We start from the raw sequence: 25,586 nt of genomic DNA, 5'->3' as shown, positions 1-25,586 counted from the left end.
GGAGCGCCCGGTGATCTTCGAGCGGGTGGTGCGGCCCGGCCTGTTCCGCCTCGGCGGCGGCGACGCCGAGGCCGCCCACGAGTGGACGCTGCGCCGGCTGGCCGCCGTGTCGCGCTCGCCGGTGGCGCTCGCCGCGCTGCGGGCCCGCTACGCCGTGCGGGCGCCCCGGACGGTGTTCGGGGTGGACTTCCCGAACCCGGTGGGGCTGGCCGCCGGGATGGACAAGGACGGCGCGGCGCTGCCGGCGTGGCCGGCGCTGGGCTTCGGCTTCGTCGAGGTCGGCACGGTCACCGCGCACGCCCAGCCGGGCAACCCCCGGCCCCGGCTGTTCCGGCTGCGCGACAGCGAGGCCGTGGTCAACCGGATGGGCTTCAACAACGCCGGGGCGCGGGCCCTGGCGGACCGGCTGGCGGCGCTGCCCCGCCCGGTCGGCGCGCCGCTGGGCATCTCGCTCGGCAAGTCCAAGGTGACCCCGCTGGACGAGGCCGTGGAGGACTACCTCGCCTCCTACCGGGCGCTGCGCGACCACGGCGACTACTTCGCCGTGAACGTCTCCTCGCCCAACACCCCGGGCCTGCGCTCGTTGCAGGACCGCGCCCACCTGGACGCGCTGCTGGCGGCCCTGGTGGGGGAGAAGCCGGTGCTGGTGAAGATCGCCCCGGACCTGACCGAGCCGGCGATCGCCGAGCTGCTGGAGGTCTGCCTCGACCGGGGGGCGGCCGGGGTGATCGCCACCAACACGACCCTGGCCCGCGACGGGCTCGCCCCCGCCGACCGGGAGCGCGGCGGGCAGGCGGGCGGCCTGTCGGGGCGTCCGCTGGCCGCGCGCGCCCGCGCGGTGGTGTCGTTCGTCCACCGGGAGACCGGCGGGCGGCTGCCGGTGATCGGCGTGGGCGGCATCGTCGACCCCGACGACGCCGCGCGCATGTTCGACGCCGGGGCGGCCCTGGTGCAGCTCTACACCGGCTTCATCTACCGGGGCCCCGGCCTCGTCCGCGCCGCCGCCCGGGCCGCCCGCCCGCTGCCCGCGCCGGTGCCGTCGGGCGGGCGGTCGTGACCGGGGAGCCGGCCACAGCGGGTCCCGCCGGGGGCCGGAGGGGGCGCGGGTGACGCCGGAGGAGATCCTCGCCGCCGACCGGGAGCACGTGTGGCACCCGTACGCGCCGCTGCCCCCCGCGACGCCCCCGTACGTGGTGGCGGGCGCGCGGGGGGTGCGGCTGCGGCTGGCCGACGGGCGGGAACTGGTCGACGGGATGTCGTCGTGGTGGGCGGCGATCCACGGCTACCGGCACCCGGTGCTGGACGCGGCGGTCGTCGACCAGCTCGGCCGGATGAGCCACGTGATGTTCGGCGGGCTCACCCACGAGCCGGCCGTGCGCCTGGCGCAGACGCTGGTCGAGCTGGCCCCGGAGGGGCTGGAGCGGGTCTTCCTGTGCGACTCGGGCTCGGTGAGCGTCGAGGTGGCGGTGAAGATGTGCCTGCAGTACCAGCGGGCGCTCGGGCGGCCGGAGCGCCGGCGGCTGGGCACCTGGCGGGGCGGCTACCACGGCGACACCTTCCACCCGATGAGCGTGTGCGACCCCGAGGGCGGCATGCACCACCTGTGGGGCGACGTGCTGCCCCGGCAGGTCTTCGCGCCCGTGCCGCCGGCCGGCTTCGACGCCCCGCCCGACCCCGCGTACTGCGCGGCGCTGGCCGACGCGGTGGCGCGGCACGCGCACGAGCTGGCCGCCGTGATCGTGGAGCCGGTGGTCCAGGGCGCGGGCGGGATGCGCTTCCACCACCCGCACTACCTGCGGGTGCTGCGCGAGGTGACCCGCGCCCACGGGGTGCTGCTGGTCTTCGACGAGATCGCCACCGGCTTCGGCCGCACCGGCACGATGTTCGCCGCCGAGCACGCCGGGGTGAGCCCCGACGTCCTCTGCGTCGGCAAGGCGCTCACCGGCGGCTACCTGACGCTGGCCGCCGCGCTGTGCACGGCGGACGTGGCGGCGGGCATCTCCCGCGACGGGGTGCTCGCGCACGGGCCCACGTTCATGGCCAACCCGCTCGCCTGTGCGGTCGCGAACGCCTCCATCGGCCTGCTGCGGGCCGGAGACTGGGCGGCCGAGGTGTCGAGGGTGGGCGCGGCCCTGCGCGCCGGCCTGGAGCCGCTGCGGGGCGCCCCCGGGGTGGCGGACGTCCGCGTGCTGGGCGCGATCGGGGTGGTCCAGCTCGACCACGAGGTGGACCTGGCGGCGGCGACCGCCGCGGCGGTGGACCGGGGGGTGTGGCTGCGGCCGTTCCGCGACCTGGTCTACGCCATGCCGCCGTACGTCGCCGACGACGCGGACGTCGCCCGGATCGCCGCCGGGATGGCCGCCGCCGTGGCGGCCGGCTGACCGGCGTTCCCGGGCGGCCGCGCGGGGTGGCCGCATGACCGTGATCGGACAGGCGTGGCGCGCCGGCGGACGCCGGGCGCCCGGAGGAGTCGAGAGGAAGAGGCGCGGATGGAGACCTTCGGTGACCGGTTGCACCGGGCGATGGCGCAGCGCGGTCCGCTCTGCGTGGGCATCGACCCGCACCCGGGGCTGCTGACCCGCTGGGGCCTGACGGACGACGTCGACGGTCTGGAGCGGTTCTGCCGCACCGTGGTGGAGGCCCTAGGCGACCAGGTTGCGGTGGTCAAGCCCCAGTCGGCGTTCTTCGAGCGCTTCGGAGCGCGGGGCGTGGCGGTGCTAGAGTCAACTATCCGACAGTTGCGGGATTCTGGCTCGCTCGTTCTGCTCGACGTCAAGCGCGGAGACATCGGCTCCACCGTCGCCGCGTACGCTTCCGCGTACCTTGATCCATCCAGCCCGCTGTATGTCGACGCGGTCACCGCGAGCCCCTACCTGGGAGTAATGTCGCTGGCCCCGATGTTCGAGCTCGCCGCCACGCACGGCGGCGGGGTGTTCGTCCTGGCGCTCACCTCCAACCCCGAGGGGGCCGCCGTGCAGCGCGCCGTGGGCGCCGACGGGCGCACCGTCGCGCAGGCGGTCATCGACGAGATTGCCCAGCTCAACCGGGGTGCGCAGACGCTGGGCAGCTTCGGTCTGGTGGTCGGGGCGACCATCGGCGACACCGGCCACGACCTGTCGGCGGTGCGCGGCCCGCTGCTCGCCCCGGGGCTCGGCGCGCAGGGCGCCACGGCCGCGGACCTACGGACCGTGTTCGGCGCGAGCCTGCCGTGGGTCCTGCCGTCGTACTCCCGCGAGGTGCTGCACGCCGGGCCCGACGTGGCCGCCCTGCGGGCCGCCGCACAGCGGGCCCTGGCCGACTGCAAGGCGGCCCTCGGCGGCTCCTGACTGAGTGACGGCTCGGTCATTTTGCCGTGGTCGTGGCGTGCCCACGTTGCCGAATGCGTCCGCGACCGCTAGTTTTCCCCGCGCTGGGAACCACGGACCCCTTTGGTTTCCGGCGACTCCACGTTTCACATCTGCGGCGTGGCGTCCCGCCCGTCGCGACAAGGACCTGAGGAGAACTGGTGCCCCTCCCGTCACTTACCCCCGAGCAGCGCGCAGCTGCGCTCGAGAAGGCTGCGGAGATCCGCAAGGCCCGCGCTGAGCTGAAGGAGCAGCTCAAGCAGGGCAAGACCACCCTCGCCGCGGTCCTGGAGCGGGCCGAGGGCGACGACGTCGTCGGCAAGCTGAAGGTCTCGGCCGTCCTGCAGGCGATGCCGGGCATCGGCAAGATCCGGGCGACCCAGATCATGGAGAAGCTCAAGATCGCCGACAGCCGTCGCCTGCGTGGTCTGGGCGAGCAGCAGCGCAAGGCCCTGCTCGGCGAGTTCGCCGCCAACTGAGCCCGGCGGTTCGCCGCCGGCCGCGCACGGCGCCGTGTAGAAACGAGCCGTGAGCACGGATGACGAGGCGCGCCCGGCGGCTCGGCTCACCGTCCTGACCGGTCCCTCCGGGGCCGGCGTGGGCAGTGTCGTCGAGCCGTTCCGGGCGCGTTCTCCGTCGGTCTGGATCCCGGTGCCGGCCACCACCCGGCCCCGCCGGGCGGGCGAGGTGGACGGCGTCGACCGGGTCTTCCTCGCCCCGGCGGCGTTCGACCGGCTGATCGCCGCCGGTCTGTTGCTGGAGTGGGCCCGCATCGGGCCGTACGCCCGCGGCACCCCGGCCCCGCCGGTGGCCGGGCGGCTCGCCGCCGGCCATCCGGTGCTCCTCCCGCTCGACCTGCCCGGTGCGCTCGCGGTCCGCGCGGCGCACCCCGACGCCCGGCTGGTCCTGCTCGCCCCGCCCGGCTGGCGGCCGGATGCGGTCGACCCGGCCGGCGACGCGCACGTCGTGGCGCACGACCACACCGAGCGGGCGGTGGATGAGCTGGTAGGCTTGTTCGGTTCTTCCCATCTGGCTCCGGCCCGACCGCGGCGGAGCGGCTGAGTGACCCACCAACCGCGTCCGCGTGGTGGGGCCAGACGAACCGCGTCCGCGCGGTGACGACAGACGCAGAGGTTATTTCGTGGGATCCATCGCCAACCCCGAGGGCATCACCAACCCGCCGATCGACGAGCTGCTCGAGAAGACGACGTCGAAGTACGCCCTGGTGATCTTCGCTGCCAAGCGCGCCCGCCAGGTCAACGCCTACTACAGCCAGCTCGGCGAGGGCCTGCTGGAGTACGTCGGCCCGCTCGTGGAGACCACCCCCCAGGAGAAGCCCCTCTCCATCGCCATGCGCGAGATCAACGCGGGCCTGCTCACCGCCGAGCCGACCGACCAGCCGTAACCGCGCCGCACGCCGATGTCCGCCGAGATCGTCCTCGGGGTCGGCGGCGGCATCGCCGCCTACAAGGCGTGTGAGCTGCTGCGGCTCTTCACCGAGTCGGGCCACCGGGTCCGCGTGGTGCCCACCGCGTCGGCGCTCCGCTTCGTCGGGGCGCCGACCTGGGCCGCCCTGTCCGGCCAGCCGGTCGCCGACGACGTCTGGGCCGACGTGCACGAGGTCCCGCACGTCCGGCTCGGCCAGCGGGCCGACCTGGTGGTGGTCGCCCCGGCCACGGCCGACCTGCTCGCCAGGGCGGCCCACGGCCTCGCCGACGACCTGCTCACCAACACCCTGCTCACCGCCCGGTGCCCGGTGCTGCTCGCCCCGGCGATGCACACCGAGATGTGGGAGCATCCCGCCACCGTGGCCAACGTCGCCACGCTGCGCTCCCGGGGCGTCCGCGTCGTCGAGCCCGCCGTCGGCCGGCTCACCGGCGCCGACACGGGCAAGGGCCGGCTGCCCGACCCGGCGGAGATCTTCGCCGTCGCCCGGCGGACCCTGGCCCGCGGCCCGCACGCCCCGGCCGACCTCGCCGGCCGGCACGTGGTGGTGACCGCGGGCGGCACCCGCGAGCCGCTCGACCCGGTGCGGTTCCTCGGCAACCGCTCCTCCGGCAAGCAGGGTTACGCCTTCGCCCGGTCGGCGGTCGCCCGGGGCGCCCGGGTCACCCTCGTCGCCGCCAACGTGGCGCTCGCCGACCCGGCCGGCGTGGACCTGGTGCGGGTCGGCACCACCGAGGAGCTGCGCGAGGCCACGCTCCGTGCGGCGGCCGGCGCGGACGCCGTGGTGATGGCCGCCGCGCCCGCGGATTTCCGCCCCGCCACCTACACGTCGGCCAAAATCAAGAAAACAGCAGCCGGGGCACCTACGATCGACCTCGTCACCAACCCGGACATCGCCGCCGAGCTGGGCCGGCAACGCCGGCCCGGGCAGGTGCTGGTGGTGTTCGCCGCGGAGACGGGCGACGCCGAGGCCAACGGCCGGGCCAAGCTCGCCCGCAAACGGGCCGACCTCATCGTCATCAACGAGGTCGGGCCGGACAAGGTCTTCGGTGCCGAGACCAACGCGGCGACCGTCATCGGCGCGGACGGCTCGGTGCACCCCATGGCCGAGCAGTCCAAGGAGGAGCTGGCCGACGCCGTCTGGGACCTCGTCGTGGCGCGCTGGCCATCTTCCCGAGGAGTGACGGGGTAGCGACCGTTCCAGCGCGCATTTAGCCCGGGTGACTACACTTCCGCGGAACGACTTTTCCATAACTTAGGAGTGCCGTGACACGCCGCCTCTTCACGTCCGAATCGGTCACGGAAGGCCACCCGGACAAGATCGCCGACCAGATCAGCGACGGCATTCTCGACGCACTGCTGGCTCAGGACGCGCACAGCCGCGTCGCCGTCGAGACCCTGATCACCACCGGCCAGGTGCACGTGGCCGGCGAGGTGACCACCAAGGCGTACGCCGACATCCCGACCATCGTGCGGGAGACGATCCTCGACATCGGCTACGACTCGTCGAAGAAGGGCTTCGACGGCGCGTCCTGCGGCGTCAGCGTCTCCATCGGCGCGCAGTCCCCCGACATCGCGCAGGGCGTCGACAACGCGATGGAGCTGCGCACCGGCTCCTCGGAGAGCGCGCTGGACGCCCAGGGCGCCGGCGACCAGGGCATGATGTTCGGCTTCGCCTGCTCCGAGACGCCCGAACTGATGCCGCTGCCGATCGCCCTGGCGCACCGGCTCGCCCGCCGGCTCACCGCGGTCCGCAAGGACGGCACGATCCCCTACCTGCGGCCGGACGGCAAGACCCAGGTCACCATCGAGTACGAGGGGCTGCGCCCCGTCCGGCTGAACACCGTCGTCGTGTCCAGCCAGCACGCGGCCGACATCTCGCTGGACTCGCTGCTCACCCCGGACGTGCGCGACCACGTCATCGCGCCGGAGCTGGAGAGCCTCGGCCTGGACACCGACGGCTACCGGCTGCTGGTCAACCCGACCGGGCGGTTCGAGATCGGCGGCCCGATGGGCGACGCCGGCCTCACCGGCCGGAAGATCATCGTCGACACCTACGGCGGGTACGCCCGGCACGGTGGCGGCGCGTTCTCCGGCAAGGACCCGTCCAAGGTGGACCGCTCGGCGGCGTACGCGATGCGCTGGGTCGCCAAGAACGTGGTGGCCGCCGGCCTCGCCGAGCGCTGCGAGGCGCAGGTCGCGTACGCGATCGGCAAGGCGCACCCGGTGAGCCTGTTCATCGAGACGTTCGGCACCGAGACCGTGCCGGTCGCCTCGATCGAGAAGGCCGTGACCGAGGTCTTCGACCTCCGCCCGGCCGCCATCATCCGGGACCTGCACCTGCTGCGCCCGATCTACCGGCAGACCGCGGCGTACGGCCACTTCGGCCGGGAACTGCCCGAGCTGACCTGGGAGAGCACCGACCGGGCCGCCGACCTCAAGTCGGCCGCGGGAGCCTGACCAGCAACACGCGCGGCGACCGGCGACCCGCCGACGGGTCGCCGGTCGCTCGCGTCTGTGTCGACGTGCCCCTGGCCCACCTCGACCGCCCCTTCGACTACCTGGTCCCCGCCGAGCTGGCCGACGAGGCCGTCCCCGGCACCCGGGTGAAGGTGCGCTTCGCCGGCCAGCTCGTGGACGGCTGGCTGCTGGAACGGGCCGACGACTCGGGGCACACCGGCAGGCTCGCCTACCTCGACCGGCTCGTCTCGCCCGAGCCCGTGCTCGCCGACGAGGTCGTCCGGCTGGCCCGGGCCGTCGCCGACCGGTACGCCGGCAGCCTCGCCGACGTGCTCCGGCTGGCCGTGCCGCCCCGGCACGCCCGGGTGGAGAAGGAGCCGCACGTCCCGCCGGAGCCGCCCGCGCCCCTGGCCCCGCCGGAGGCGGCCGGCTGGCGGGCGTACCCGGCCGGGCCGGCGTTCCTGCGGGCGCTGACCGAGGGCCGCCCCGCCCGGGCGGTCTGGTCCGCGCTGCCGGGGGAGGACTGGCCCGCCCGGTACGCCGAGGCGGTCGCCGCCACGGTGGCCGGCGGGCGGGGCGCGGTGCTGGTCGTGCCCGACGCCCGGGACCTCGACCGCCTCGACGCGGCGCTGACCGCCGCCCTCGGCCCCGGGCGGCACGTCAGCCTCTCCGCCGCCCTCGGCCCCGCCCGCCGCTACCGCGCGTTCCTGGCCGCCCGGCGCGGGGACGTGCCGGTCGTCATCGGCACCCGCGCGGCGATGTTCGCCCCGGTGGCCCGGCTCGGCCTGGTCGCCATCGTCGACGACGGCGACGACCTGCACGCCGAGCCGCGCGCCCCCTACCCGCACGCCCGCGACGTGCTGCTCACCCGCGCCCGGCTCGCCGACGCGGCCGCCCTGGTCGGCGGGTACGCCCGCAGCGCCGAGGCGCAGCTGCTGGTGGAGACCGGCTGGGCGCGGGAGGTGGTCGCCGACCGGGCCACCGTGCGGGCGCGTACCCCCGCCGTCGCGCCGACCGGGGACGACCCGCAGCTGGCCCGCGATCCCGGCGCGGCGACGGCCCGGCTGCCCAGCCTGGCCTGGGCCGCCGCCCGGGACGCGCTCGGCGCCGACGCCCCGGTGCTGGTCCAGGTGCCCCGCCGCGGCTACCTGCCGTCGATCTCCTGCGCGGACTGCCGCACCCCGGCCCGCTGCCCGCACTGCGCCGGCCCGCTCGCCCTGCCGTCGGCGCGGGGGACACCGGCCTGCCGCTGGTGCGGCCGGATCTCCGCCGCGTACGCCTGCCCGGAGTGCGGCGGGCGGCGGCTGCGCGCGGCCGTCACCGGCGCCCGGCGCACCGCCGAGGAGTTGGGCCGGGCCTTCCCCGGGGTGCCGGTGCGCACCTCCGGCCGGGAGGAGGTGCTCACCACCGTGCCCGGCGGCGCGGGCCTCGTGGTGGCCACCCCGGGGGCCGAGCCGATCGCCGACGGCGGCTACGGCGCGGTGCTGCTGCTCGACTCGTGGGCCCTGCTGACCCGGGCCGACCTGCGGGCCGGCGAGGAGGCGCTGCGCCGCTGGCTGGCCGCCGCCGCGCTGGCCCGACCCGCGACGGCCGGCGGCCGGGTGGTGGTGGTCGCCGACGGCGCCCTCGCGCCGGTGCAGGCGCTGCTGCGCTGGGACGCCGCCTGGTTCGCCGCCCGGGAGCTGGCCGAGCGCCGCGAGCTGGGGTTCCCGCCAGCGGTGCGGATGGCCAGCGTCACCGGCCCGCCCGACGCGGTGGCCGACCTGCTGGCCGCCGCCCGGCTGCCCGAGGCGGCCGAGGTGCTGGGCCCGGTCCCCGCCGACGGCGAGAAGGAGCGGATGCTCGTCCGGGTGCCCCGGGCCCGGGCGGCGGCCCTCGCCGAGGCGCTGCACGCCGCCGCCGGGGTGCGCACTCTCCGTAAGGCCGCCGATCCGGTCCGCGTCCAGATCGACCCTCTTTCGCTGTTCTAGTCGATCGGAGTGGCGGTCACGATCCGTGGTCGCCGCTGCGTGATAGCATCGCCCGTCATGCCCGGGCGCACGACGGCGTGTCGGTACGACGCCACGTCGACGACGCCAGTCAGCCGGTGATCAGGGGTGGACCAGTCGTGACCGTTCGTCAATCGATCGTCTTCAACGGTGACCTCGGCAGCGGCAAGAGCACCGTGTCCGTCGAGATCGCCAAGCGGCTCGGGCTGCGCCGGGTCAGCGTCGGCGACCTCTACCGCCAGATGGCGCAGGAGCGGCAGATGACCGCGCTCCAGCTCAACCTGCACGCCGAGCTGGACCAGGCCGTCGACGGCTACGTCGACCAGCTCCAGCAGGACATCGCGGCCTCCGGCGAGAGCCTGGTCATGGACTCCCGGCTCGCCTGGCACTTCTTCACCGACGCGCTCAAGGTGCACATGATCACCGAGCCGACCGAGGCGGCCCGCCGGGTCCTGGCCCGCCCCTCCGGCCCGGCCGAGAGCTACACCTCGCTGGAGGAGGCCAGGGCCAAGCTGCGCGAGCGCAGCGAGAGCGAGCGGGGCCGGTTCATCGTCCGCTACGGCGTCGACAAGGCCCGGCTGCGCAACTACGACCTGATCTGCGACTCCACCCGGGCCAACCCGGAGCAGGTGATCGGCCACATCATCGACGTCTACGAGGGGCGGCTCGGCGCGGACGTGCTGCGCGACGCCCCGCCGCTGCTGCTGCTCGACCCGACCCGGGTCTACCCGACCGAGGACGTCGGTGCCCTGCGCGGCCTGTGGGACGCGGGCTTCGTCGACGAGGTCGCCGCCGCCGGCGACGAGGCGCTGGAGCCCCTGACCATCGGCTTCACCGGGGAATACTTCTTCGTCGTCGACGGCCACCGGCGGCTCAGCGCGGCCATCCGCAACGGCTTCCCGCTGGTGCCCGCCCGGCTGGTCGCCGAGGTCGACGAGCCGGTGGTGGGCGGGACGAGCGCGGCGGACTACTTCGCCGCCCAGGTCCGCCCCGGCACCGTGTACGACTGGGAGGCCGCCCACGGCATCACCCTGCCGCTGCCGGCGCACTGCCTGCTGGCCGGCGACGCCGTGCTCGCCGGCGATCCGGCCCCCGGCGCCTGACCCGTCCCGGTCGCGGGCGGGGGGAGGCCCCCGGGCAGTCCGTAGACTGGTACGGCCCTGACCCGCCCGACCGAAGGAGCCATCCCGCGTGACCGTCCAGCCCATCCGTCTGTTCGGGGATCCGGTGTTGCGCACGCCGGCCGATCCGGTGGTCGACTTCGACGCCGAGCTGCGCAGGCTCGTTGCCGACCTCACCGACACGATGCGTGAGCAGAGCGGCGCGGGTCTCGCCGCGCCCCAGCTCGGAGTGGGCCTGCGGGTGTTCACCTTCGACGTTGACGACGTGCTCGGCCACCTGGTCAACCCGGTGCTGGAGTTCCCCGACGCCGAGGAGCAGGACGGCCCCGAGGGCTGCCTGTCCATCCCCGGGCTCTACTTCGACACCAAGCGCCGGCAGAACGTCGTCGCCAAGGGCTTCAACAGCTACGGCGACCCGGTCCAGATCGTCGGCACGGGCCTGATGGCCCGCTGCGTGCAGCACGAGACCGACCACCTCGACGGCGTGCTCTTCGTCGACCGGCTGGACCCGGCCGGCCGCAAGGAGGCGATGAAGGCGATCCGCCAGGCCGAGTGGTATGACGTGGCGGCCCCGCCGACGGTCAAGCTCGACCCGCACGCCGGCAGCCCCTTCGGCCTGGGGCGGTGACCCGGTGCGCCTGATCTTCGCCGGCACACCGGCCGTCGCCCTGCCCGCCCTGGACGCCATCGCGGCCTCCGGCCACGACCTCGTCGCCGTCGTCACCCGCCCCGACGCCCCCGCCGGCCGGGGCCGGGGCCTGGTCCGCTCGCCCGTCGGGGCCTGGGCCGACGAGCGCGGCGTCGAGGTGCTCACCCCGGCCCGCCCGCGCGAGCCGGAGTTCCTCGACCGGCTGCGCGCGCTGGCCCCCGACTGCGTCCCGGTCGTCGCCTACGGCGCGCTGGTGCCCCCGGTCGCGCTGGAGATCCCCCGGCACGGCTGGATCAACCTGCACTTCTCGCTGCTGCCCGCGTGGCGGGGCGCGGCCCCCGTCCAGCAGGCCGTGCTGCACGGCGACGAGCTGACCGGGGCGAGCGTCTTCGCGCTGGAGGAGGGGCTGGACACCGGCCCGGTCTACGGCACCGTCACCGACGAGATCCGCCCCACCGACACCTCCGGCGACCTGTTGGAGCGGCTCGCCCACTCCGGTTCCGGCCTGCTGGTGGCCGTCCTCGACGCGCTCGACGCGGGCACCGCCCGCGCCGAGCCGCAGCCGGCCGACGGGGTGTCGCTCGCGCCGAAGCTGACCGTCGACGACGCCCGGGTGCGCTGGGGCGACCCCGCGTTCGCGGTGGACCGGCGGATCCGGGCGTGCACCCCCGCGCCCGGCCCGTGGACCACGTTCCGGGGCGAGCGGGTCAAGCTCGGCCCGGTCGTCCCGGTGCCCGACGGCCCCGACCTGAAGCCCGGCGAGCTGCTGGCGGAGAAGTCCCGCGTGCTGGCCGGCACGGCCACCACCCCGGTGGCCCTCGGCGAGGTGCGGGCCGCGGGCAAGAAGGCCATGGCGGCGAGCGACTGGGCGCGCGGCGCCCGGGTCGGCGCGGGGGAGGAGCTCGCGTGACCGGGCCCACGGAGCGACGGTACGACGAGCAGCGCGCCCCCCGCACCGACCGGCGGCCCGACCGGTCGACCGGCGGCCCCCGGGGCGACCGCCCGGCCTTCGGCGACCGCCCGGCCCGGGGCGGCCGGGGCGACGACCGGCGCGGCACGCGGCCGGCGCGGCCCGCCGTCGACCTGCCCCGGCACGTCGCCTACCAGGCGGTCGCGGCGGTGCACCGCGACGACGCGTACGCCAACCTGGTGCTGCCGGCGTTGCTGCGGCAGGAGCGGCTGACCGGCCGGGACGCCGCCTTCGCCACCGAGCTGACGTACGGCACGCTGCGCCACATCGGCACCCTCGACGCGATCCTCACCGACGCGGCCGGCCGGGACGTGGCCCGGATCGACCCGCCCGTGCGCGACGCGCTGCGGCTGGGTGCCTACCAGCTGCTGCACACGCGGGTGCCGGCGCACGCGGCGGTCTCCTCGACCGTCGACCTGGTGCGCGCGGTCGGCATCGGGGCGACGGGCTTCGCCAACGCGGTGCTGCGCGAGGTGGCGGGGCGCGACGCCGACGCCTGGGTGGCGAAGCTCGCCCCGGCCTTCGAGACGGACCCGATCGGGCACCTGGCCCTGGCGTACAGCCACCCCCAGTGGATCGTGCGGTCCTTCGCCGAGGCGCTCGGCGGCGACCTCGGCGAGACCACCCGGCTGTTGATCGAGGACAACGAGCGCCCGCCGGTGCACCTGTGTGCCCGGCCCGGCCTGGCCGACCCGGTCGTCCTGGCCGACGAGGTGGGCGGCGCACCGGGGGCGTTCTCCCCGTACGCGGTCTATCTCGCCGGCGGTGCCCCGGGCGACCTGCCGGCGCTGGCCGAGGGGCGGGCGCACGTGCAGGACGAGGGCTCCCAGCTGGTGGCCAACGCCCTCGCGGTCGCCCCGCTCGACGGCCCGGACGCCCACTGGCTGGACCTGTGCGCCGGGCCGGGCGGCAAGTCCGGCCTGCTCGGGGCGATCGCCGCCCAGCGGGGGGCCCGGCTGACCGCGGTGGAGGTCTCCGAGCACCGGGCCCGGCTCGTCGGCCAGGCCACGCGGGGACTGCCGGTGACGGTGCTGCACACCGACGGCCGCACCGTGGGGGCCGACCCGGAGCTGCCGGAGGGGCACTTCGACCGGGTCCTGGTCGACGCCCCGTGCACCGGGCTGGGCGCGCTGCGTCGCCGGCCGGAGGCCCGCTGGCGCAAGCAGCCGTCGGACCTGCCGCCGCTGACCCGCCTGCAGCGGGAGCTGCTGTCGGCGGCGCTGCGGGCGGCCCGGCCGGGCGGCCTGGTGGCCTACGTGACGTGTTCCCCGCACACCGTGGAGACGCACGTGACGGTGACCGAGGCGGCGCGGCGGGCCGGGGTGCCGGCGGACTTCGTCGACGCCCGGCCGCTGCTGCCGGCCGGCATGCCGGGGCTGGGCGACGGGCCGTCGGTGCAGCTCTGGCCGCACCGGCACGGCACCGACGCCATGTTCCTGGCGGTCCTGCGCCGGGGCTGAACCGAACGGGGGCGGGGCGACTCCCGGTCGCCCCGCCCGCCGGCCGGGTCACTGCACCGGCAGGCCCTTGGTGCCGATGCCCTTCACCGATCGGGTGAGGTCACGGTCGACCCAGAGGAAGCACTGCACGCCCCGGTTGCCGTCCTTCCACTCCTGCTCGAAGGGGTGGTAGAAGATGGTGCCCGCCCGATACTCCAGGTCGCCGTTGTTCGGCACCTTCGCGTACGAGGCGATCAGCGTCCGGCAGCCCTTGTGGATGCGCATCCGGTTCTTGTCGACCTGGGCGAAGGAGATGTCGGGGGCCTGGTAGACGCCGACGAACTCGACGCGGTGCTTCCTGGTGCAGGCGACGGGGGTCATCTCCTGCACGTCGTCCTTCTTGATCTTCGGGTTGAAGCAGCGGTGGGCCAGCGCCGAGGCGCCCTTCAACGCGCCGGCGAGGCTGCCGGTGCGGGGCACGGCGCTGGGGTCGTCGACGCTCTCCACCTCGCTCACGTCGCAGCGGAACCAGCGGGCCCCGCCCGACCAGGCCTGCCGGGACGGGAAGACCGGGGACAGGAACAGCCGCCCCGCGCGCCAGTCGGCCCCGAGGGCCTTGTTGACCTCCCGGTCGCACTCGGCGCGGACGGCCTTCATCCCGGCCGAGCCGGCGGCCGGTGGCGCGCTCAGCTCGGCGGCGGCGCCGGTCAGCGTGCCGACGTGCAGGGTCTCCACCCGGTGCGACGTCGCGCAGTCCACCGGGTTGTAGCCGCTGAGGTAGCCGACGTCGGCGAAGACGGTGTGACATGTTCCGGCGGCGGGCACGAACTGCGTCGGCGCCGCCATCGTCCGCCAGTCGTCGGCGAGGTCACCGTCCAGCCCGGCCGGCGTGCCGCAGCCGGCCAGCGCAAGCGCCGCCCCCGCCGACACGGCGACCGCCGTCCACCATCGCCGCATCAGTCCGACCTCCCCGTCGCCGGTGGTCGCGGACACCGGCCTCCGTCGCCGGGCGCGCCACGGAGCGGCACTTTACGCCACCGGCGCTCAGCTCGCGGGTAGTCCCTTCGGCCCAGCGCCGCGCATCGACCGGGTGAGCTTGCGGTCGTCGCTCCACAGGAAACACCGCACCCCGCGGTCGCCCTCGTCCCACTCCCGCTGCGACGGGGGATAGAAGATCGACCCCGCCCGGTACGGCAACTCGCTGTTGTTGGGCACCTTGGCGAACTCGGCGATCAGCCCCATGCAGCGGCGGTGCACCTTCTGGTTGGACCGGATGAACTCGGCCCAGGTCATGTCGCGTTCGGTGTAGACCCCGACGAACTCGGCGCGGTGCGGCTCGGTGCACAGCACGGGCGCCATGTAGTTCAGGTTCGCCCCGATCAGCTTCGGGTCGAAGCAGCGGTGGGTCAGCGGCGAGTCGCCGACCATCGCGCCGCGCAGGCTGCCGACGCGGTTGACCGGCCGGGTGTTGTCGATGCTGTCGGTCTCGCTGAGGTCGCAGCGGTACCAGCGGGCCCCGCTCGCCCAGGCCGACGTCGACGGCAGGGCGATGGTGAGGCTCAGCCGGGCCGAGTGCCAGTCGCCGCCGAGCACCTCCCGGGCCCGCTGGTCGCACTCGGCGCGGGCGACACGCAGGACGGGCGTGCCCGCCTCGGGGCGCGGGCCCGCGTCGATGGCCGGGTCGGTGAAGATGCCGACGTGGATCGTCTCGGCCAGGTGGCTGCGGGCGCAGTCCACCGTCTCGTACGTGCCGGCCTGCACGACCGCCGTGATCCGGGGCAGGCACGCGTCGGTGGCCGGGATGAACATCTTCGGTTCCCGCAGCGTCGGCCAGTCGTCGGTGAGGTCGCCGTCTGCCCCGTGCGGGCGGGCGCAGCCGCCCAGCAGCATCACCACCGTGCCGGCCAGCGCCAGCGCCACAAGCCACCGTCGCATCGTCCGCCCTTTCCGGGAGCTGACGGTCGGGCGCCACGGCCCGTGGGGCGTTTCCGCCACCGGGCGTGCAGCTTACGTGACCGTCCTGCATGGAGTCTTGCCGCGTTTCCCTCGATCGGCCAGTCGCGGCTGACTTTTCGTCCGGGATTCCCATCCGGACCGGTTTATCTTGCACCACCGGTCACGGCTGGGTCACAGCGCGTCCGGGAAGGTGCCGCGATGCGGGCGGCTGATGGCCGCATTCGTACACTGACCTCGTGACCGTACCGCCGCCGATCATCGCGCCCAGCATCCTCGCCGCCGACTTCGCCCGCCTCGCCGAGGAGGTCCGTGCCGTCGAGGGCGCCGCGGACTGGTTGCACGTGGACGTCATGGACAACCACTTCGTGCCGAACCTGACCATCGGGCTGCCCGTCGTGCAGAGCCTGCGCGCCGCGACCGAGCTGCCGTTCGACGTGCACCTGATGATCACCGACCCGCGCCGGTGGGCCCCCGGGTACGCCGACGCCGGGGCGCACAACGTCACCTTCCACGCCGAGGCGTGCGACAACCCGGTGTCACTGGCCAAGGACCTGCGGGCGGCCGGGGCGAAGGCCGGGCTGGCGATCGACCGGGACACCCCGATCGAGCCCTACCTGGAGCTGCTGCCCAGCTTCGACACGCTGCTGATCATGACGATCAAGGCCGGCTTCGGCGGGCAGCGGTTCATCCCCGAGCTGCTCGACAAGGTGCGCGCCGCCCGCCGGCACGTCGACGCCGGCCACCTGGAGCTGCGCATCGAGGTCGACGGCGGGATCGCCGCCGACACCATCGAGCAGGCGGCCGCCGCGGGCGCGGACGCGTTCGTGGCCGGCACCGCCGTCTACGGCGCCGAGGACCCCGCCGAGGCGGTCCGCCGCCTGCGGGGCCTGGCGGAGCGCGCGACCGCCGGGGCCTGAGGTGGACCCGGCCGACGAGCGACCCGACCTCATCCTCGTCGTCGACGACGACGCCGACATCGCCCGGTTCGTCGAGTTCAACCTGCGGCTGCACGGCTTCGAGGTGATCCACGCCGGCGACGGCCAGGAGGCCCTCGAGATGATCGAGCGGCAGCGGCCCGACCTGGCGGTCGTCGACCTGATGATGCCGCGCGTCGACGGGCTGGAGCTGACCCGGCGGCTGCGCGCCAACCCGATGACCTCAGCCCTGCCGGTGATCATGCTGACGGCCAAGGGGATGACCGTGGACAAGGTCCACGGGCTCAGCGCCGGCGCGGACGACTACCTGGTCAAGCCCTTCGACACCGCCGAGCTGGTCGCCCGGGTCAGCTCCACGCTGCGCCGCAACAAGGAGTTCCGGGAGGTCTCCCCGCTGACCGGCCTGCCCGGCAACTCCCGCATCCGGCGGGAGATCAGCGACCGGGTCCGCAGCGGCGTCGACTACGCCGTCGGCTACGTCGACATCGACCGGTTCAAGAGCGTCAACGACCGGTACGGCTTCGTCCGGGGCGACGAGTTCATCTCCGCCCTGGCCCGCAGCCTGCACCGGGCGGTCGTGGCGATCGGGCTGCCGCCGGCCTTCCTCGGCCACGTCGGCGGCGACGACTTCGTCATCGTCTGCGCCCCCGACCAGGTGCGCCCGCTCACCTCCCGGGCCGTGGTCGACTTCGAGACCGCCGCCGACAAGCTCTACGACCCCTCCGACGCCGCGCGCGGCTACGTCGAGCTGAAGGACCGGCGGGGCAACATCCGGCGGGCCGCCCTGGTCACCCTGTCGATCGGGGTGTCCGTCTCCGACGCCGGCAAGCGCCTGACCAACCCGCTGGACGCGATCGCGGTCGCCTCGGAGATGAAATCCGTGGCCAAGAGCCAACCCGGCTCGTACGTGGCGGTCGACCGGCGACGCAGCCTTTCTTGAATCTTGCCCACCTGTGTGAGGTAGCTCCCCGAGGGCAGACGCGCGGCGGGTGCCGTGCCACACTTCTCGCAGTACCCACCACGCGCTGGCGGGACTCGGTGTAATTCCGAACCGGCGGTGATCCACGGCTGCGGCCGTGGTAAGCCCGCGACCCGGACGGCCCTGCCGCCCGGTGGACCTGGTGAGACTCCGGGGCCGACGGTTGGGGGCGGGCCAACCCACCCCCAGACAGTCCGGATGGGAGACAGCGCGCGGGACGGGGCGGGCCCTGTGCCGACGGCTGTCCTCGGCCGCCGCGTGGGCTCCCCGGGGTCGGCTCTGCCGTCCCCGGACCGCCGCCGCCTGCCCGCGGCCTCCCGTGTTCGCCCGCGCGGACCGGCGAGTGAGAGGGCAGGACAGGGCGATGGCCAGCGTCTCCGTGGACGACGCGATGCGTCGGGCGATCGCGCTCGCGGCCCGTGGCCTCGGCACCACCAGCCCCAACCCCGTGGTCGGCTGCGTGCTGCTCGACCCGGACGGCGAGGTCGTCGGTGAGGGATTCCACGCGTACGCGGGCGGACCGCACGCCGAGATCGTCGCGCTCGCCCAGGCCGGCCGGCGGGCCCGGGGCGGCACCGCCGTCGTCACCCTGGAGCCCTGCGACCACACCGGCCGCACCGGCCCCTGCAGCCACGCCCTCCTCGCCGCCGGCGTCGCCCGGGTGGTGATCGCCGTGCCCGACCCGAACCCGGTCGCCTCCGGCGGCGCCGCCACCCTGCGGGCCGGCGGCGTCGACGTCGAGCTGGGGGTGCGCGCCGCCGAGGCCGAGGCCGGCAACGTCGCCTGGCTGACCTCGATGCGCCGGGGCTGGCCGTACGTCGTCTGGAAGTACGCCGCCACCCTCGACGGGCGCTCCGCCGCCGCCGACGGCACCAGCATGTGGATCACCTCCGAGGCCGCCCGGACCGACGTGCACGCCCTGCGCGGCACCGTCGACGCGGTCATCGCCGGGGTCGGCACCGTGCTCGCCGACGACCCCCGGCTCACCGCCCGCAACCTGCGCGACGGCACCCTGGCCATCCGGCAGCCGCTGCGGGTGGTCGTGGACACGTTCGGGCGTACCCCCGCCGACGCCCGGGTCCGCGACGGCGCCGCCCGGACGTGGGTCGCCACCGCCGCCGAGGTCGGCACCGGCCCGGACGGTCGGGTCGACCTGCCGGCGCTGCTCGCGGAGCTGCACCACCGGGGGGTCCGGGCCGCGCTGCTGGAGGGCGGCCCGAAGCTGGCCGGCGCGTTCCTCGCCGCCGGCCTGGTCGACCGGGTCGTCGGCTACGTCGCGCCGAAGCTGCTCGGCGCCGGGCCGACCGCGCTGGCCGACGCCGGCGTGGGCACCATCGCCGACGCCATCGACCTGGAGATCACCGACGTTACGCAGGTCGGTCCGGACCTGCGCATCACCGCGCTGCCCAGGAAGAGGGAGGGCTGACATGTTCACCGGCATCGTCGAGGAGCTGGGCGAGGTCGTCCGGACGGCCGAGACCGGGGGCGACTCCGCGCTGGTCGCCATCCGGGGGCCGCTGGTCACCAGCGACGCCCGGCACGGCGACTCCATCGCCGTCAACGGGGTCTGCCTCACCGTGGTCGACGTCGACGGCGACGTCTTCACCGCCGACGTGATGGGCGAGACGCTGCGCCGCTCCGCCCTCGGCGCGCTGCGCCCCGGCGCGCCGGTCAACCTGGAGCGCGCCGCCGCGCTGGGCAGCCGCCTCGGCGGGCACCTCGTGCAGGGCCACGTCGACGGCGTCGGCGCGGTGCTGTCCCGCCAGCCGGCGCAGCAGTGGGAGACGGTCCGCTTCCGGCTCCCCGCCGCCCTGTCCCGGTACGTGGTGGAGAAGGGCTCGATCACCGTCGACGGGGTGTCGCTGACCGTGGCCGACGTCGGGCCCGACTGGTTCAGCGTCGGGCTGATCCCCACCACCCTCAAGCTGACCACCCTCGGCGAGCGCGCGGTCGGCGACGCGGTCAACCTGGAGGTCGACGTGCTCGCCAAGTACGTCGAGCGGCTCCTCGGCGACCGGCTGCCCGGTGGAAGCGACCTGCCGCCCGGTGAAGGCGGGCACACTCCCGGCGGGGGCGGGCGGTGAGCGGCCCGCTCGGCTGGCTGCTGGAGGCCCAGGTGCACGTCGCCGGCTCGCCCGTGCTGGTCCGCGAGATCGTCGGCAACGCCTTCGGCCTCGCCTCCGCCCTGCTCGGGCTGCGCCGGCTGGTGTGGGCCTGGCCCGTCGGCATGGTCGGCAACGCGCTGCTGCTCACCGTCTTCCTCGGCGGGGCGTTCGCCACCCCGCAGGCCCACGACCTCTACGGCCAGGCCGGCCGGCAGGTGTTCTTCTTCGCCGTGAGCGTCTACGGCTGGTGGCGCTGGACGCGCAACCGCCGCTCGGGCCCCGGCGGCGACGACGCGGCGGTCGCCCCGCGCTGGGCCACCCGGCGGGAGCGCCTCGGCCTGCTGCTGGCCGCCGCGGTGGGCACCGCCGCCGCGTACCCCGTGCTGGCCGCGCTCGGCTCGTGGGGGCCGCTCCCCGACGCGTGGATCCTCACCGGCAGCCTGCTCGCCACCTACGGCATGGCCCGCGGCTGGGTCGAGTTCTGGCTGGTCTGGATCGCCGTGGACGCCGTCGGCGTGCCGCTGCTGCTGCGCGGCGGGTTCTACCCGTCGGCGGCCATGTACCTCGTCTACGGGGCGCTCTGCGTCTGGGGCTTCGTCTCCTGGTGGCGCACCTCCCGCGCCGCCCGCCCGGCCCCCGCCACCCTGTCACCCACCTACTCGGAGGTCGTGGCATGACCATCTTCGCCAGCATCGAGCAGGCCGTCGCGGACATCGCCGCCGGCCGGCCCGTCGTCGTGGTCGACGACGCCGACCGGGAGAACGAGGGGGACCTGATCTTCGCGGCCGAGCTGGCCACCCCGGAACTGGTCGCGTTCATGGTCCGCTACACCTCCGGCTACGTCTGCGTGCCGCTGACCGAGGACGAGTGCGACCGGCTGGACCTGCCGCCCATGCACCACACCAACCAGGACCGCCGGGGCACCGCGTACACGGTGACGGTGGACGCCCGGGAGGGCGTCGACACCGGCATCTCGGCGGCCGACCGGGCGCACACCATCCGGCTGCTCGCCGCCGCGTCCACCGACCCCACCGACCTGGCCCGGCCGGGGCACGTGGTGCCGCTGCGCGCCCGCTCCGGCGGGGTGCTGCGCCGCCCCGGGCACACCGAGGCGGCCGTCGACCTGACCCGGCTGGCCGGCCTGCGCCCGGCCGGCGTGCTCTGCGAGCTGGTCAACGACGACGGCACCATGATGCGCCTGCCGGACCTGGAGAAGTTCTGCGCCGAGCACGGCCTGACCCTGGTCACCATCGCCGACCTGATCACCTACCGGCGGCGCACCGAGAAGCAGGTCGAGCAGGTCGCGGCAGCCCGGATGCCCACCCCGCACGGGGTGTTCACGGCCTTCGGCTACCGCGCCGAGCACGACCCGGCCGAGCACGTCGCCCTGGTCATGGGCGACCTCGGCGACGGGCAGGACGTGCTGGTGCGGGTGCACTCCGAGTGCCTCACCGGCGACACGTTCGGCTCGCTGCGCTGCGACTGCGGCCCGCAGTTGCAGGCCGCGCTGGCCCGCGTCGCCGCAGAGGGGCGCGGGGTGGTGCTCTACGTGCGCGGGCACGAGGGGCGGGGGATCGGCCTGCTGCACAAGCTGCGGGCGTACCAGCTGCAGGACCTCGGCCGCGACACCGTGGACGCGAACCTCGACCTGGGGCTGCCGGCCGACGCCCGCGACTACGGCACCGGCGCGCAGATCCTGCACGACCTGGGCGTGCGGTCGATGCGGCTGCTGACGAACAACCCGGCCAAGCGGGCCGGGCTGGAGGGGTACGGCCTGACCGTCACCGGCCGCGAGTCGCTGCCGATCCGGCCGCACCCGGAGAACGTGCGCTACCTGCGCACCAAGCGGGACCGCATGGGCCACCTGCTGGACGAGCTGGACGAGACGACCGAGGCGCCGCTGGGCCGCCCGGTGGCGAACGACGAGATCGGAGCGTAGGGCGATGGCGGGTTTCGGTGAGCCGGGGGTGGCGGCGGTCGACGCCGCCGGGATGACGGTCGGCGTCGTCGCCGCCCGCTGGCACGGGGAGCTGACCGACCACATGCTCGACCGGGCGGTGGCCGCCGCGCAGGCGTGCGGGGCGCGGGCCGTGGTCGCCCGGGTCGCCGGCTCGGTGGAGCTGCCGGTGGTGGCGCAGGCGATGGCCCGCCGCTTCGACGTGGTGGTCGCCCTCGGCGTGGTGGTGCGCGGGGCCACCGCCCACTTCGACTACGTGTGCAAGTCGGTCACGGAGGGGCTGACCCGGGTCGCCCTCGACGAGGGCAAGCCGGTCGCGCACGGTGTGCTCACGGTGGACACGATCGAGCAGGCCCGGGACCGGGCCGGGCTGCCCGGCTCCGCCGAGGACAAGGGCTGGTCGGCGACGGTGGCGGCGCTGGACGCGGCGCTGGCGGTGCGCGGCCTGGACGCGACGGCGGCCCACCGGGTCGGCTTCGGCCACTGACCCGCCTCGGCCCGGCCCGCCCGTCCCGCCCGCTGGCTGGGCTGGGCGGGGGCAGCCTGGCTGGGCTGGGCTGGGCGGGCGTTTGGGCTGGGCGGGCGTCGGGCGTCGGGCTGGGCGGGCGTTTGGGCGTCGCCATGTCGGCGACATAGCGGTATCAGCGGGCCCGGGATACCGCCATGTCGCCGACATGACGCGGGCGTCGGGCGTGTGCGGCTCCGGATCAGCCGGTCTCCCGGGGGCCGTCCTGGCCGGGCTCGTCGGGCCGGGCCGTGGCGCTCCACAGGTGCACTTCCGTGGCGGCGCGCAGGACGTCGCGGGCGGCGGTGGCGACCGGGCAGCCCGCTGTTCGGCAGGTCGGGCAGCGGCCGTCGGGGGCGGGTTGGTGGTCGCGTAGGACCCAGCGGGCGGTGAGGATGAGCCGGTTGCGGATCTGGGCCAGGGACAGGAACGGCGCGGTCATCCTCAGCCCACCCCGAGGGTGACGGCGAGGTGGACGAGCATCGTGGGCGCAGCCGGGTCGCGGGCGATCTGGGCGAGGACGTCGCGGCCGGCTGGTCGGTGGCGGATCTCGGCCGGCGCGATCCGGTCGGCCTCCATCAGGGCCCGGCCGGCGCCGATCGGGTCGCCGGTCCGGAGGTACGCGCGGGCGGCGTCGAGCAGATGCGCGGCGCGGTGTTCGGTGGGCAGCCACCGCCAGCCGTCCCGGGTGGTCGCCTTCTCGTGCCGGGCCACGGCATCAGCGCTGTCGCCCCACTCCACGGCGGCAGCGGCGCGGGCCACCTCCACCGCCGTCGGCCCGAACCCGGTGTGGTGGTGGTCGTGCCCGTCACCGACCCGGTCCGCCAGGGCGGCGGCCTCGTCCAGTAGTTCGGCCGCCGCCGTGTTGTTGCCGTCGCCGGCGGCGGCCAGCGCCGCCTGGACGAGCAGCGCCCCGCACAGCGACAACTCCGGGGGCAGGCCGAACTCGATCACCGGCGGGGCGATCCGGTAGGCGGCGGCCAACACCGCCGACTTCGCCACCTGCCCCTGCCCCGACGCGCGCAACACCTGGCCGAGTTGCACGGCTGCGGCGGCCACCAGCAGCCGGTCGCCCGTGGCGGCGGTCACCGCCCGGTCGGCGGCCAGCCACGCCAACTCCGGGGCACCCAGCTTCAGCAGCAGCGACGCCGCGATCCGGTACGCCTCCACCAGCGGCACCCGACCCGCCACCGGATCGCCGGCGTGGGCGCGTTCCACGTCGGCCAGCAGCTCCGGCAACAGCTCGGCCACCCGTGGGTAGCGGGCGTGCTGAAAGGTGATCCAGGCGTGCGTCACCTGCCGGGCCACCTGAACGGCCGATAACACCGGCCGGCTACCCGCCGCGCGACCGAGGGGAACCTCGTACCGGGACAACGCCGCTCGGATCCGCTCGACCTCGGCGGCCCGCTCGATCACCTGCGCGGGCTCGATGTCCCGGCCGAGCAGCACCGCCGCGTCGATCCGCAGGACCGTGGCGACCTCCTGCAGGGTCGACACCCGGTCCAGCGCGCGGACGCCCCGCTCGACCTTGTCCACCCAGCTCTTCGACTTCCCCAACCGGTCGGCGAACACCTGCTGAGACAGCCTTCGTCGCCCCCGCCAGTACGCCACCCGCCGCCCGACCGGCAGCCGATCACCGTCCACGCCGCCACCGCCGGTCCGGCACCGCCCGAGTCGTCTCCTCGACCGGTATCCGATCCGCCTCGGCCTGGGCGAGGATCCGCCGCCTCGCCGTCTCCCGCTCGGCGGCCTCCGTCTGCTCTCCTCGGCTCGTTGTCGGCTCGTCGTCGTGACTGCGCATCGCCACCTCCGTCGGCGCGGCGGCAACATGCCGGCGCGCCATCAACGATGACGCCGCAAGGTCGCTGGACGCGACGGCACATGGCGCGACAATCCAGACACATGGGAGGCGACATTATGGCGACATGCCGCTATCGTGGCGGGCATGACCGCCCCGAACACCGCGCTCCGCGCCGTTCGCACCGGGATGCGCATGAGCCAGGACGACTTCGCCCGCGCGCTCCAGGCCGCCGGCCACCGCGTCGGCGAGCCCAACGACGCCAACAAGCGACTCGTCCAACGCTGGGAGTCCGGCGCGATCGCCGCACCGCGCCCCGTCTACGCTCGCGCGCTGGAGGTCGTCACCGGCCTGCCCATCTCGCTGCTCGGCTTCGCGGCGGTGCCGGGCGAACATGTCGCCCACGACCAGCACGGCGGCCACGACCTGACCTCACCCATGTCCAGCCTGGCCACGCCGACGCCGAAGTCCAGCCCAGCCGCAGCCCACAGGTCGTACGAGGGCGTGTGGCTCAGCCGCTACCAGTACCACTCCAGCGGTCGCGGCGACTCCTTCGCCGGGCAGCACTTCGTGGTGCTGCTTCAACACGGCGACCGGCTGACCGCGCGCAGCCTGCCCGGCTCGGCGGCATCGTCGCTCTCGCTGGACCTCACCGTGGACGGTGCCGTCGTCACCGGCACGTGGGTGGAGCAGACCGACCCGACGGGCTACTACCGGGGCGCCCGATACCATGGCGCGATCCAGTTGCTGGCCGAGCCCACGGGGCGACGGATGGCCGGAAAGTGGGTCGGGTTCGGCAAGGACATGGACGTCAACACCGGTCCGTGGGAACTCGTCTTCCGCGACGCCTCGACGTCCAAGGCGACCCTCGATCGCTACAACACGTCACCGGCGTAGCTGACCCTCTCGCACCGAATCAGCCGGCGATCGCCGCACACGATCCTGGAATGGAAACGTGAACGTCGGTGACACTCCACCAATGCGGGAGTACGTGGGATTTGTCTGGCTAGCAGACGAGCCAGGCATTCGCCTGCGCCTCCTCGCCAGCTCTCCCGAGGACGCGAGGTCTCGCGTTGTCGCGGAGTACGGGGAGGGGCACGTCATCTCGCTCTGGAACGAGGAAGACGCGTCGAAGCCGCGATGAGAGGCGTGCCCACGGCCCGTGCGCTCGTGCCGTAGGACCCCGTCAGAGACGTCCCGCCTCGATGATGCGGCGCAGGAACTGGCGGGTGCGGGGCTCGGTGGGGTCGCCGAGCACCCGTTCCGGCGGCCCCGACTCGACGACCCGCCCGCCGTCGAGGAAGCACACCTGGTCGGCGACCTCGCGGGCGAAGCCCATCTCGTGGGTGGCCAGCACCATCGTCATCCCGTCGGCCTTCAGCTCGCGGATCAGGGCCAGCACCTCGCCGACCAGCTCCGGGTCCAGCGCCGAGGTGACCTCGTCGAGCAGCATCAGCCGGGGCGAGTTGGCCAGCGCCCGGACGATCGCCACCCGCTGCTGCTGCCCGCCGGAGAGCCGGTCGGGGTAGGCGTTCGCCTTGGCCCCCAGCCCGACCCGGTCGAGCAGTTCCCGGGCCTGCGCCTCCGCCTCGGCGCGGGGCCGCCGGTGCACCCGCACCGGGGCGAGGGTGACGTTGTCCAGCACGCTCAGGTGCGGGAACAGGTTGTACGCCTGGAAGACCATCCCGATGCGCCGGCGCACCCGGTCGGGGTCGACCCGGGGGTCGGAGATGTCCTGGCCGTCCAGCTCGATGGTGCCGTCGTCCAGCTCTTCGAGCAGGTTGACGCAGCGCAGCAGCGTGGACTTGCCCGACCCGGACGCGCCGATCAGCGCCACCACCCGGTGCTCGTCGACGCTGAGGTCGAGCCCGTCGAGCACCACGTGACCGCCGAAGGTCTTGCGCAGCCCCCGGCACCGCAGCAGGCTCATCGTC

The 25,586-nt window shown here is 75.0% G+C and carries 27 protein-coding genes and 1 riboswitch; of the genes, 21 read left to right on the top strand and 6 right to left on the bottom strand.

Features of this window, described 5'->3' with window-relative positions; translation table 11 throughout:
- The first annotated feature begins 10 nt into the window (after positions 1-10).
- The 13 genes from GA0070558_RS22765 to GA0070558_RS22705 all read left to right on the top strand — a co-directional run bounded on the left by GA0070558_RS22765 (position 11) and on the right by GA0070558_RS22705 (position 13,438).
- Entirely contained in the window at positions 11-1,057 is a 1,047-nt protein-coding gene (locus GA0070558_RS22765; protein ID WP_091283408.1) for a quinone-dependent dihydroorotate dehydrogenase, read from the top strand.
- A 49-nt stretch (positions 1,058-1,106) separates the two neighbouring features.
- Complete coding sequence (locus GA0070558_RS22760; protein ID WP_091283406.1) at positions 1,107-2,381, top strand: adenosylmethionine--8-amino-7-oxononanoate transaminase; 1,275 nt, start codon at positions 1,107-1,109, stop codon at positions 2,379-2,381.
- A gap of 108 nt (positions 2,382-2,489) precedes the next feature.
- Entirely contained in the window at positions 2,490-3,326 is an 837-nt protein-coding gene (gene pyrF / locus GA0070558_RS22755; RefSeq protein ID WP_091283404.1) for an orotidine-5'-phosphate decarboxylase, read from the top strand.
- Between the two features lie 179 nt (positions 3,327-3,505).
- The gene (gene mihF / locus GA0070558_RS22750) at positions 3,506-3,823 is read left to right on the top strand and encodes an integration host factor, actinobacterial type (protein WP_007075824.1); all 318 of its coding nucleotides are present in this window, start codon (positions 3,506-3,508) and stop codon (positions 3,821-3,823) included.
- Positions 3,824-3,872: 49 nt separating this feature from the next.
- Positions 3,873-4,406, top strand: a complete 534-nt coding sequence (locus GA0070558_RS22745) for a nucleoside/nucleotide kinase family protein (RefSeq protein ID WP_091283402.1) — start codon at positions 3,873-3,875, stop codon at positions 4,404-4,406.
- A 79-nt stretch (positions 4,407-4,485) separates the two neighbouring features.
- Positions 4,486-4,749, top strand: coding sequence for a DNA-directed RNA polymerase subunit omega (gene rpoZ / locus GA0070558_RS22740; RefSeq protein WP_007075826.1), 264 nt, complete (start codon positions 4,486-4,488; stop codon positions 4,747-4,749).
- A 15-nt stretch (positions 4,750-4,764) separates the two neighbouring features.
- Positions 4,765-5,982 carry a bifunctional phosphopantothenoylcysteine decarboxylase/phosphopantothenate--cysteine ligase CoaBC gene (gene coaBC, locus GA0070558_RS22735; protein ID WP_091283399.1) on the top strand — a complete coding sequence of 406 codons (1,218 nt, stop codon included), beginning with the start codon at positions 4,765-4,767 and terminating at the stop codon, positions 5,980-5,982.
- 74 nt (positions 5,983-6,056) lie between these two features.
- Positions 6,057-7,250 (top strand): methionine adenosyltransferase, encoded by a 1,194-nt coding sequence (gene metK / locus GA0070558_RS22730; protein ID WP_043967984.1) that lies wholly within the window; start codon positions 6,057-6,059, stop codon positions 7,248-7,250.
- The gene (locus GA0070558_RS22725) at positions 7,247-9,220 is read left to right on the top strand and encodes a primosomal protein N' (protein WP_091283397.1); all 1,974 of its coding nucleotides are present in this window, start codon (positions 7,247-7,249) and stop codon (positions 9,218-9,220) included. The genes metK and GA0070558_RS22725 overlap by 4 nt, the downstream gene beginning before the upstream one ends.
- Before the next feature lie 137 nt (positions 9,221-9,357).
- On the top strand, positions 9,358-10,341 hold the full coding sequence (locus GA0070558_RS22720; RefSeq protein WP_091283395.1) for an AAA family ATPase: 984 nt from the start codon (positions 9,358-9,360) through the stop codon (positions 10,339-10,341).
- An 88-nt stretch (positions 10,342-10,429) separates the two neighbouring features.
- Positions 10,430-10,987, top strand: a complete 558-nt coding sequence (def, locus tag GA0070558_RS22715; protein ID WP_091283393.1) for a peptide deformylase — start codon at positions 10,430-10,432, stop codon at positions 10,985-10,987.
- Between the two features lie 4 nt (positions 10,988-10,991).
- Complete coding sequence (gene fmt / locus GA0070558_RS22710; protein WP_077939419.1) at positions 10,992-11,918, top strand: methionyl-tRNA formyltransferase; 927 nt, start codon at positions 10,992-10,994, stop codon at positions 11,916-11,918.
- A complete protein-coding gene (locus tag GA0070558_RS22705) occupies positions 11,915-13,438 on the top strand; it encodes an RsmB/NOP family class I SAM-dependent RNA methyltransferase (RefSeq protein WP_091283391.1) in 1,524 nt (507 codons plus the stop codon). The genes fmt and GA0070558_RS22705 overlap by 4 nt, the downstream gene beginning before the upstream one ends.
- Positions 13,439-13,486: 48 nt before the next feature.
- Here GA0070558_RS22705 and GA0070558_RS22700 read toward each other — a convergent pair whose 3' ends face one another.
- Both GA0070558_RS22700 and GA0070558_RS22695 read right to left on the bottom strand, forming a co-directional pair.
- Positions 13,487-14,374, bottom strand: a complete 888-nt coding sequence (locus tag GA0070558_RS22700) for a septum formation family protein (protein ID WP_091283477.1) — start codon at positions 14,372-14,374, stop codon at positions 13,487-13,489.
- Positions 14,375-14,461: 87 nt separating this feature from the next.
- Positions 14,462-15,352: a septum formation family protein gene (locus GA0070558_RS22695; RefSeq protein ID WP_077939421.1), complete on the bottom strand. Its 891-nt coding sequence runs from the start codon at positions 15,350-15,352 to the stop codon at positions 14,462-14,464.
- A gap of 257 nt (positions 15,353-15,609) precedes the next feature.
- Between GA0070558_RS22695 and rpe the strand changes: the two genes are divergently transcribed.
- The 7 genes from rpe to ribH all read left to right on the top strand — a co-directional run bounded on the left by rpe (position 15,610) and on the right by ribH (position 21,836).
- On the top strand, positions 15,610-16,290 hold the full coding sequence (gene rpe, locus GA0070558_RS22690) for a ribulose-phosphate 3-epimerase (protein WP_043967995.1): 681 nt from the start codon (positions 15,610-15,612) through the stop codon (positions 16,288-16,290).
- Between the two features lies 1 nt (position 16,291).
- Positions 16,292-17,248 carry a GGDEF domain-containing response regulator gene (locus GA0070558_RS22685; protein ID WP_077939422.1) on the top strand — a complete coding sequence of 319 codons (957 nt, stop codon included), beginning with the start codon at positions 16,292-16,294 and terminating at the stop codon, positions 17,246-17,248.
- 80 nt (positions 17,249-17,328) lie between these two features.
- Positions 17,329-17,501, top strand: a riboswitch (FMN riboswitch).
- 150 nt (positions 17,502-17,651) lie between these two features.
- A complete protein-coding gene (gene ribD, locus GA0070558_RS22680) occupies positions 17,652-18,713 on the top strand; it encodes a bifunctional diaminohydroxyphosphoribosylaminopyrimidine deaminase/5-amino-6-(5-phosphoribosylamino)uracil reductase RibD (protein WP_091283389.1) in 1,062 nt (353 codons plus the stop codon).
- 1 nt (position 18,714) lies between these two features.
- A complete protein-coding gene (locus GA0070558_RS22675) occupies positions 18,715-19,371 on the top strand; it encodes a riboflavin synthase (protein WP_077939424.1) in 657 nt (218 codons plus the stop codon).
- Positions 19,368-20,069, top strand: coding sequence for a nicotinamide riboside transporter PnuC (gene pnuC, locus GA0070558_RS22670; protein WP_091283387.1), 702 nt, complete (start codon positions 19,368-19,370; stop codon positions 20,067-20,069). The genes GA0070558_RS22675 and pnuC overlap by 4 nt, the downstream gene beginning before the upstream one ends.
- Complete coding sequence (locus GA0070558_RS22665; RefSeq protein WP_091283384.1) at positions 20,066-21,331, top strand: bifunctional 3,4-dihydroxy-2-butanone-4-phosphate synthase/GTP cyclohydrolase II; 1,266 nt, start codon at positions 20,066-20,068, stop codon at positions 21,329-21,331. Before pnuC ends, GA0070558_RS22665 begins: the two co-directional genes overlap by 4 nt.
- A 4-nt stretch (positions 21,332-21,335) precedes the next feature.
- Positions 21,336-21,836, top strand: a complete 501-nt coding sequence (ribH, locus tag GA0070558_RS22660; protein ID WP_091283382.1) for a 6,7-dimethyl-8-ribityllumazine synthase — start codon at positions 21,336-21,338, stop codon at positions 21,834-21,836.
- A 220-nt stretch (positions 21,837-22,056) separates the two neighbouring features.
- Here the strand turns inward: ribH and GA0070558_RS22655 are convergent, their stop codons facing one another.
- Genes GA0070558_RS22655 through GA0070558_RS34535 form a run of 3 tightly spaced genes read right to left on the bottom strand, consistent with a single transcriptional unit; the run spans position 22,057 to position 23,655 of the window.
- Positions 22,057-22,296 (bottom strand): hypothetical protein, encoded by a 240-nt coding sequence (locus GA0070558_RS22655; RefSeq protein WP_091283381.1) that lies wholly within the window; start codon positions 22,294-22,296, stop codon positions 22,057-22,059.
- A gap of 2 nt (positions 22,297-22,298) precedes the next feature.
- Positions 22,299-23,498 (bottom strand): helix-turn-helix domain-containing protein, encoded by a 1,200-nt coding sequence (locus GA0070558_RS22650; protein ID WP_256092075.1) that lies wholly within the window; start codon positions 23,496-23,498, stop codon positions 22,299-22,301.
- Positions 23,488-23,655: a hypothetical protein gene (locus GA0070558_RS34535; protein ID WP_256092074.1), complete on the bottom strand. Its 168-nt coding sequence runs from the start codon at positions 23,653-23,655 to the stop codon at positions 23,488-23,490. Before GA0070558_RS34535 ends, GA0070558_RS22650 begins: the two co-directional genes overlap by 11 nt.
- A gap of 135 nt (positions 23,656-23,790) precedes the next feature.
- On the opposite strand from GA0070558_RS34535, the gene GA0070558_RS22645 reads away from it, so the two are divergent.
- Positions 23,791-24,549 carry a helix-turn-helix domain-containing protein gene (locus tag GA0070558_RS22645; RefSeq protein WP_091283377.1) on the top strand — a complete coding sequence of 253 codons (759 nt, stop codon included), beginning with the start codon at positions 23,791-23,793 and terminating at the stop codon, positions 24,547-24,549.
- Between the two features lie 289 nt (positions 24,550-24,838).
- On the opposite strand, the gene GA0070558_RS22640 is transcribed toward GA0070558_RS22645, so the two are convergent.
- Positions 24,839-25,582, bottom strand: a complete 744-nt coding sequence (locus GA0070558_RS22640) for an amino acid ABC transporter ATP-binding protein (RefSeq protein WP_077936858.1) — start codon at positions 25,580-25,582, stop codon at positions 24,839-24,841.
- Between the last annotated feature and the right edge of the window lie 4 nt (positions 25,583-25,586).

The sequence above is a fragment of the Micromonospora haikouensis genome (assembly GCF_900091595.1).
Classification (GTDB): Bacteria; Actinomycetota; Actinomycetes; order Mycobacteriales; family Micromonosporaceae; genus Micromonospora; species Micromonospora haikouensis.
The sequence above is the reverse complement of the archived record's forward strand: the minus strand, read 5'-3'. Positions and strand labels throughout refer to the sequence as shown.

Excerpts from the sequence above, each read along its gene's own strand:
- pyrF (WP_091283404.1), top strand. The coding sequence starts at position 2,490 with ATGGAGACCTTCGGTGACCGGTTGCACCGGGCGATGGCGCAGCGCGGT.
- coaBC (WP_091283399.1), top strand. The coding sequence starts at position 4,765 with ATGTCCGCCGAGATCGTCCTCGGGGTCGGCGGCGGCATCGCCGCCTAC.
- GA0070558_RS22700 (WP_091283477.1), bottom strand. The coding sequence starts at position 14,374 with ATGCGGCGATGGTGGACGGCGGTCGCCGTGTCGGCGGGGGCGGCGCTT.
- GA0070558_RS22695 (WP_077939421.1), bottom strand. The coding sequence starts at position 15,352 with ATGCGACGGTGGCTTGTGGCGCTGGCGCTGGCCGGCACGGTGGTGATG.
- ribD (WP_091283389.1), top strand. The coding sequence starts at position 17,652 with ATGGCCAGCGTCTCCGTGGACGACGCGATGCGTCGGGCGATCGCGCTC.
- GA0070558_RS22675 (WP_077939424.1), top strand. The coding sequence starts at position 18,715 with ATGTTCACCGGCATCGTCGAGGAGCTGGGCGAGGTCGTCCGGACGGCC.
- GA0070558_RS22665 (WP_091283384.1), top strand. The coding sequence starts at position 20,066 with ATGACCATCTTCGCCAGCATCGAGCAGGCCGTCGCGGACATCGCCGCC.
- ribH (WP_091283382.1), top strand. The coding sequence starts at position 21,336 with ATGGCGGGTTTCGGTGAGCCGGGGGTGGCGGCGGTCGACGCCGCCGGG.
- GA0070558_RS22655 (WP_091283381.1), bottom strand. The coding sequence starts at position 22,296 with ATGACCGCGCCGTTCCTGTCCCTGGCCCAGATCCGCAACCGGCTCATC.
- GA0070558_RS34535 (WP_256092074.1), bottom strand. The coding sequence starts at position 23,655 with ATGCGCAGTCACGACGACGAGCCGACAACGAGCCGAGGAGAGCAGACG.
- GA0070558_RS22640 (WP_077936858.1), bottom strand. The coding sequence starts at position 25,582 with ATGAGCCTGCTGCGGTGCCGGGGGCTGCGCAAGACCTTCGGCGGTCAC.